Genomic DNA, 7,123 nt, shown 5'->3' with positions numbered 1-7,123 from the left:
CGATGGTACTGCAGGGGGGACCCTGTGGGAGAGTAGGACACCGCCGAACAAATATTGGGAAAGCCCCCGCACCTCACGGTGCGGGGGCTTTCTGCTTTTCCGGCCGTTTGGGCCGTTTAGGCTCGACGGCATGCGCTATGACCTGATCATCTTCGACAATGACGGCGTCCTCGTCGACAGCGAGCCGATCTCCAACCGGCTGCTGGCCGCCTATCTGACCGAGCTCGGGCACCCGACGACCTACGAGGACTCCATCCGTGACTACATGGGGTCCGCGATGCACCGGATCCACGATCTGGTCCTGGAGCGCACGGGGCAGCGGCTGCCGGACGAGTTCGACGACGTCTTCCACGGCCGCGTCTTCGCCGCGTTCGCACGGGAGTTGAAGCCTGTGGCGGGGGTGGGCGACGTACTCGAGAAGCTGGCCGCCGACGGGGTGCCGTACTGCGTGGCCTCGTCCGGGAGTCATGAGCGGATCCGGGTGGGGCATCGGACGACCGGCCTGGACCGGTGGTTCGAGGACGAGCGGATCTTCAGTTCCCAGGACGTGGGGCGGGGCAAGCCGGCGCCGGATCTGTTCCTGTACGCGGCCGAGCGGATGGGCGTCGCGCCGGAGCGGTGTGTGGTCGTGGAAGACAGCCCGCTGGGGGTTCAGGCGGCCCAGGCGGCCGGGATGGACGTGTACGGGTTCACCGCGATGACGCCTCCCGCGAAGCTCGCGGGCGCCGGTCAACTCTTCGCCGACATGCGTGAGTTGTCATCCCTGCTGGCCTGACAAATGTCATGCCGAGCCCTGGACGATCGTTTCTACTGCGGTACGGGCCCGCCGGGCGAAGCTAAGGGCATGACGACGAAGACGAGCAAGAAGAACCCCTTCGCCCCGCTGATCGTGGACGTGGCGGTGCCTCTCGGTTCGTACTACCTCTTCAAGGACGCCTTCGGGATGAGCACGTTCGCGGCGCTCGCCTGGAGCAGCGTGGTGCCGGCCGTGCGGACCGCGTGGAGCGCGGTCAAGGAGCGGAAGACCAACGGCCTCGCCGGGCTCATCCTCGTGGTGAACGTCGTCTCCCTCCTGCTCAGCTTCGTCTCCGGTGACCCGCGGCTGATGCTCGCCAAGGACAGCGCGGTCAGCAGCACGGTCGCGATCGGCATCCTGGTCTCCGTGGCGCTCGGCAAGCCCATGATGACCGCGGGCCTGAAGCCGTTCCTCGTGAAGGGCGACGCGGCCAAGGAGGCCGCCTGGCAGCGGCTGGCCTCGGGCGCCGCGGTGAACTCGGTGGACTTCCTGCGCAAGGAGCGGGTCTTCTCGATCGTCTGGGGCGGGGTGCTGCTCACCGAGTGCGTCGTGCGGATCGTGGGCGCCTACACGATCCCCGTCGACACCATGGTCTGGCTGGGCGGGGTCATCATGGCCGTCGCGATCCTCCTCGGCATGCTGGTCAGCGGTGCGCTGGCCGCCGGGCCGATGGAGGAGCTGGTGCGGGCCGAGGCGAAGAACGCGGCCGAGAAGCGTGAGGTCGTGCTCGCCGGCTGACGCCAGGAGTAAAGCTGAGCGGAATTCACCTTCTACTTGATCTACCCACCGGTACGCCGGGGCCCTACGCTCGCCGCCATGACAGATGTGCTGCGGCGCGGTAGGGCCTCGCTGGCGTTCAGCTTCTTCGCGCAGGGCGCCACGTTCGCGCTGCTGGTGACGCGCATCCCCGGCATCCAGGACCGGTACGGCGTCTCCGACGGGCTGCTGCCCGTCTTCCTGGCCGCCGTGCCGATCCTCGCCGGAGCCGGCAGCGTGACCACCGAGCAGCTGGTGAAGCGAATACGGCCCAGTCTGCTGCTGCGCTGGTCCCAGCCCGTGGTGCTGCTGGCGCTGCTGGGCGTCGGGGCGGGCGGGGAGATGGCCGAGCTGGGGGTGGCCCTGGCCGCGTTCGGGCTCGCGGTCGGTGCGCTGGACGCCTCGATGAACATGCTCGGGGTGAGCCTCCAGCGGACGTACGGGCGCAGCATCATGCTCAGCTTCCACGCGGCGTACAGCCTGGGCGGGATCGTCGGGGCCTCGCTGGCCTGGGTGGGGGCGCACTGGCACCTGGCGCTGTGGGTGTCGTATCTGCCGGTGGTGGCGGTGCTGCTGCCGGCGGCGCTCGTGGGCAGCCGGTGGTACGTCGATGGTGGCCCGGCTGCCGTGGACGGTTCCGTGAGTGGTTCCGTCAGTGGTCCCGTGAGTGGTCCTGCGGACGGTCAGGGAGAGCGGGAACAGGAGGGCGGCGGGGGCGTCGTCTTCAAGCTGTTGCTGCCGCTGTGCCTGGTGATGACGTTCGCGTACATCGGTGACTCGACCGTCTCCAACTGGAGTGCGAAGTATCTTCAGGACACGCTGGGCAGTTCGGAGCAGCTGGCGACCGTTCCGTACAACGTGTACATGGTGACCACGCTGCTGGGCCGGACCATCGGGGACCTCGGGGTGCGGAGGTTCGGGGCCGCGACGGTCGTGCGGCTGGGGGCCCTGGTGGCGGCGCTCGGGTTCGCGGTGGTGGCGGGCGCGCCGGGGGCGTGGGTCGGGATGCTCGGGTTCACCCTGCTGGGGCTGGGGCTGTGCGTGTTGGTGCCGCAGACCTTCGCGGCGGCGGGGCGGTTGTTCCCGGGGGCGTCGGACGCGGCCATCGCGCGGCTGAACATCTTCAACTACGTGGGCTTCCTGGTCGGTTCGCCGTTGGTGGGGGCGTTGGGGGACGCCTGGAGCTATCGCGGGGCGATGCTGGTCCCGATGGTGTTGGTGCTGGTGACGTTGGTGTACGCCAGGTCGTTCGCCGCTCAACCGGACCGATACGGTGGCGAGCATGAGCGGGCGCGCACGGCTGATGTGGGACGAGGCAGTAACGGGCTATGACTTCGGCTCGGACCATCCGATGGATCCGGTCCGGCTGGAGCTGACCCGGCGACTGGTGGGTGCCTTCGGGCTCGACCGTGAGGTGGAGGTCGTCGCGGCGAAGCCCGCCGGGGAGTCGACGCTGCGGCTGGTCCACCGGGAGGACTACATCGAGGCCGTGAAGGCCGCGTCGGCGGATCCGCGGTCGGCGGACGGGGCGTACGGGCTGGGGACGACGGACGATCCCGCCTTCGCCGGTATGCACGAGGTGTCCGCGCTGATCGCGGGGCAGTCGGTGGGGGCGGCGGAGGCCGTGTGGCGGGGGGACGCGGAGCACGCCGTGAACTTCGCGGGCGGGCTGCACCATGCCATGCCCGGGGGCGCCTCGGGGTTCTGCATCTACAACGACGCGGCGCTGGCGATCGCGCGGCTGCTGGAGCTGGGCGCGGAGCGGGTCGCGTACGTGGACGTCGACGTGCATCACGGGGACGGGGTGCAGGCGGCGTTCTGGGAGGATCCGCGGGTTCTGACGATCTCGCTGCACGAGCATCCCCGTACCCTGTTCCCCCAGACGGGGTGGCCGGAGGAGACCGGGGCGGCGGGGGCGGCGGAGGGGTCGGCCGTGAACGTGGCCCTGCCGGCGGGGACCGGGGACGCGGGGTGGTTGCGGGCGTTCCATGCGGTGGTGCCGGAGGTGATCGCCGGGTTCCGGCCGCAGGTGCTGGTGACTCAGCACGGGGCCGACACGCATTTCGAGGATCCGCTCGCTCATCTCGCGGTGTCGCTGGACGCGCAGCGGGCCGTGCAGGTGGCGTGTCATTCGCTGGCGCACGAGTACGCCGGGGGGAAGTGGGTCGCCCTCGGTGGGGGCGGGTACGCCGTGGTGGAGGTGGTGCCGCGGTCGTGGACGCATCTGGTGGGGGTCGCGGCGGGGCGGGAGGTCGCGCCGGAGGCGGTGATCCCTGACGGGTGGCGGCAGGAAGTGTTCGCGCGGACGCGGCAGTTGGCGCCGGCGCGGATGACTGATGGGCGGTGGCCGGTGGGGTGGGCGGCTTGGGAGGACGGGTACGACCCGGCTGATCGCCTGGATCAGGCCGTGTTGGCCACGCGGCGGGCGGTGTTCCCGTTGCGGGGGTTGTTGGCGTAGGTGGCCCCGACGGACCTTTCTCCGCCCCCGCCGCCCCTACCCTTCCCGTCCTCCAGGGGCTCCGCCCCTTCGACCCCGCCGGGGGCTGCCGTCCCCTGCACCCCTGCGGGGCTCCGCCCCTGCACCCCGCCCGGGGGCTGCGCCCCCGCACCCCTGCGGGGCTCCGCCCCGGACCCCGTCGGCCTGAACGGCCTCGTCCTCAAACTCCCCCAGAGGGGGCACCCCCAGACGGGCTGATAAGAGCAGGCCGCGCCTTGTAGTCGGCCGTAGCGGGGGAGGGGGGCCGCGCCTCCCAGCCCACTCGCACGGGTGGTGGGTGGGCATGGGCCCCGGGGGCCTGGGGGCGGAGCCCCCAGCACAGCGTGGATCGCGTCGGCGGAACCGTTAGGCCAACCGTGGGGACTTCCCCTGTTCCGCGGCTTCCCGGACGGCTCGTCCGTCAGCATCGCTCCCGTGTTGAGCAGGGGAGCGCTCCGCGCGCATCTGTTGGCGGCCCGGCTGGCCGGGACCGTGGCGACCTCCAGGGAGGTGAGCCTGCGCAGTTATCGGCTCTTCGCGGCTCGCGATCCACGGGTGTTGATCGGGATAGATCCGGAGTGGACCTGGGGGGAGCGGGATCTGATCGCGTTAATGGCGGACAAGTGTGGGGTTTCGGCCGATCCGGCGCACACTTCAGGGCATGATGTGATCGACCCGGAGCGTACGCTGGCCGCGCTGGATGCCTTCGCGGAGCGGGTCGGGGCGGTCGCCCGACGGCGGGGACCGGTGTTGCTGGGGACCGGGCACCCGCATCGGCTGCTCGGTTTCTACGCCGCCTTGGCGGACGCCCTGTCGGCGGTGGGATGTGAGGTCCTCACACCGGCGCAGGGTCGCTGTGTCGACATAACGACCCGGTTCGGCCTACGCACGCACAACCTTGATTACGTACGAGGCGTCGGGCTGATGCGAGATCCGGAGGCCGAACGCCCCGGTTGTGAGCCCGGCGCACACACACATTCACCGCTCCCGGTTCGGACCGTGCTGGCGGCGGCGGCCGAGGCGGGAGGCCCCCTGCCGGAATTGGTGATCGGGGATCACGGCTGGGTCTGCGGGGCAGGTCAGCTGGGGTTCGAGGCCATCGGGCTGGCCGATACGGACGACCCGGCGCTGTTCGTGGGAGAGGCCGAGGGGTCGGTGTCGGTCGTCGTTCCACTTGATGACGGTGTGCGGTCTCCTTACTACCGTCCGATTACCCGCTACGTACTCAATCGAGCGTGTCTGTCACAGTAGGCCGCCGATGGGTGCACCTCTTCCCCACTCGCATCACCCGCCCCTACATTGGGGAGTGAGCACGCAACGACGAAGAGTCACCGGAAGGGGAAGCCGGTGGCCGTCGAGTGCGGAAGGTTCAGGTGTGTCATGGCTGCAGCTGGCGAGAGGCCTCTGAACGAGGTTCAGTTCCTTACCGTGGCGGAAGTCGCCTCGGTGATGCGAGTGTCGAAGATGACCGTGTACCGGCTGGTGCACAGCGGTCATCTGCCCGCGATCCGGGTCGGGAGGTCGTTCCGTGTCCCGGAGCAAGCGGTCCACGAGTACCTCCGAGAGAGCTATGTGGGGGTGGAAACCGCCTGACGGCGACCGCCGGAGAACCCTCCGGAACCCCTCGATTTACGACCTCGGCGCTCGGGCGGGTAGGCTAGCCCCTCGTAGGTCGTATGGGCCCATGGCGCCCAACACCGAGTGATGAGAAGTGAGCGAGGGTAGTCGTGGGCTCTGTTATCAAGAAGCGGCGCAAGCGGATGGCCAAGAAGAAGCACCGCAAGCTGCTCAAGCGCACGCGCGTTCAGCGTCGCAACAAGAAGTAGGCGACGCCGAGAGCGTGGCTTTGTGGCCTCCCACGGGGAAACCGGTGGGGGGCCACAGTCATATTCCGAAGGGGGAATTTCCGTCACCTGCCGCGTCGGGCGGTCATCACAGCGCAACATCGACCCGCTAAGTTGGCCGCACACGGGGAATGCGGGCTGGGCGAAGTCTGTGACGAGGGCTGGAAGGAAGGCGCTGATCTTGGGAAAGGTCGTGCTCGTGACCGGAGTGGCCCGTCAACTGGGGGGCCGTTTCGTACGACGGATCCAGCGTGACCCCGAGGTGGACCGAGTCGTGGCCGTGGACGCGGTGCAGCCCGAGCACCACCTGGGCGGCGCCGACTTCATCCAGGCCGACATCCGGCAGCCCACCATCGCGCGCGTGCTCGCCGAGACGGGCGCCGACACGGTCGTCCACATGGACGTGACGGGCACCGCGCTGGGCACCGGCAGCCGGACCACGGTCAAGGAGACCAACGTCATCGGCACCATGCAGCTGCTCGGCGCCTGCCAGAAGTCCCCGACGGTCAAGCGGCTGGTGGTGAAGTCCAGTACGAACGTGTACGGGTCCGCGCCCCGCGATCCGGCGGTGTTCACCGAGACGACCCCGCCGAAGTCCCTGCCCAGCGGTGGTTTCGCGAAGGACACGGTCGAGGTCGAGGGATATGTGCGGGGCTTCGCGCGCCGGCGGCCGGACGTCGCCGTGTGCGTGCTGAGGTTCGCCAACATCCTGGGGCCGACCGCGGACACCCCGCTCGCCTCGTACTTCGCGCTGCCGGTCCTGCCGACCGTGTTCGGCTACGACCCCCGGCTCCAGTTCGTGCACGAGGACGATGTGATCGAGGTGCTGCGGATCGCCTCGCACGAGCCGCACCGCGGCACGCTCAACAGCGGCACCTTCAACATCGCCGGGGACGGCGTCCTGCTGCTCTCGCAGTGCTCCAGGAGGCTGGGCCGCCCCACGGTGCCGCTGCTGCTGCCCGCCGTGACGTGGGCCGGCTCCCTGGTGCGTACGCTGGGAATGACGGACTTCTCACCCGAGCAGATCCGGCTGCTCACCCACGGACGGGTGGTGGCGACCGACCAGATGCGCGAGACGCTCGGATTCCAGCCCAAGTACACGACTGCGGAAACGTTTGCTGACTTCGCCCGCAGCCATGGCCCCGGGCTGCTGCCGCCGGAGGCCCTCGAAGGGGCCGTCGACCGGATCGCCGCGCTGACCCTGCGGGGCAGCGGCCACCTCCCGACGCAGAGCGCCAACTGAGGAGCGCA

At 69.7% G+C, this 7,123-nt stretch carries 8 protein-coding genes; all 8 read left to right on the top strand.

Features of this window, described 5'->3' with window-relative positions:
- Window positions 1-130: 130 nt before the first annotated feature.
- Window positions 131-775, top strand: coding sequence for an HAD family hydrolase (locus ABZ915_RS36830; RefSeq protein ID WP_361812506.1), 645 nt, complete (start codon window positions 131-133; stop codon window positions 773-775).
- Between the two features lie 69 nt (window positions 776-844).
- Entirely contained in the window at window positions 845-1,534 is a 690-nt protein-coding gene (locus tag ABZ915_RS36825; protein ID WP_361812504.1) for a VC0807 family protein, read from the top strand.
- 78 nt (window positions 1,535-1,612) lie between these two features.
- Entirely contained in the window at window positions 1,613-2,884 is a 1,272-nt protein-coding gene (locus ABZ915_RS36820) for an MFS transporter (RefSeq protein ID WP_361812502.1), read from the top strand.
- Window positions 2,835-4,010: an acetoin utilization protein AcuC gene (locus tag ABZ915_RS36815; protein ID WP_361812500.1), complete on the top strand. Its 1,176-nt coding sequence runs from the start codon at window positions 2,835-2,837 to the stop codon at window positions 4,008-4,010. The genes ABZ915_RS36820 and ABZ915_RS36815 overlap by 50 nt, the downstream gene beginning before the upstream one ends.
- A gap of 453 nt (window positions 4,011-4,463) precedes the next feature.
- On the top strand, window positions 4,464-5,279 hold the full coding sequence (locus ABZ915_RS36810) for a phosphatase (RefSeq protein WP_361812498.1): 816 nt from the start codon (window positions 4,464-4,466) through the stop codon (window positions 5,277-5,279).
- Window positions 5,280-5,408: 129 nt separating this feature from the next.
- On the top strand, window positions 5,409-5,621 hold the full coding sequence (locus tag ABZ915_RS36805) for a helix-turn-helix domain-containing protein (protein ID WP_004984898.1): 213 nt from the start codon (window positions 5,409-5,411) through the stop codon (window positions 5,619-5,621).
- 134 nt (window positions 5,622-5,755) lie between these two features.
- Window positions 5,756-5,854 (top strand): AURKAIP1/COX24 domain-containing protein, encoded by a 99-nt coding sequence (locus ABZ915_RS36800; RefSeq protein ID WP_003948845.1) that lies wholly within the window; start codon window positions 5,756-5,758, stop codon window positions 5,852-5,854.
- A gap of 199 nt (window positions 5,855-6,053) precedes the next feature.
- Complete coding sequence (locus tag ABZ915_RS36795; RefSeq protein WP_361812496.1) at window positions 6,054-7,115, top strand: NAD-dependent epimerase/dehydratase family protein; 1,062 nt, start codon at window positions 6,054-6,056, stop codon at window positions 7,113-7,115.
- Window positions 7,116-7,123 lie beyond the last annotated feature (8 nt).

It is taken from the genome of Streptomyces sp. NPDC046915 (genome assembly GCF_040644935.1).
GTDB lineage: Bacteria > Actinomycetota > Actinomycetes > Streptomycetales > Streptomycetaceae > Streptomyces.
The sequence above is the reverse complement of the archived record's forward strand: the minus strand, read 5'-3'. Positions and strand labels throughout refer to the sequence as shown.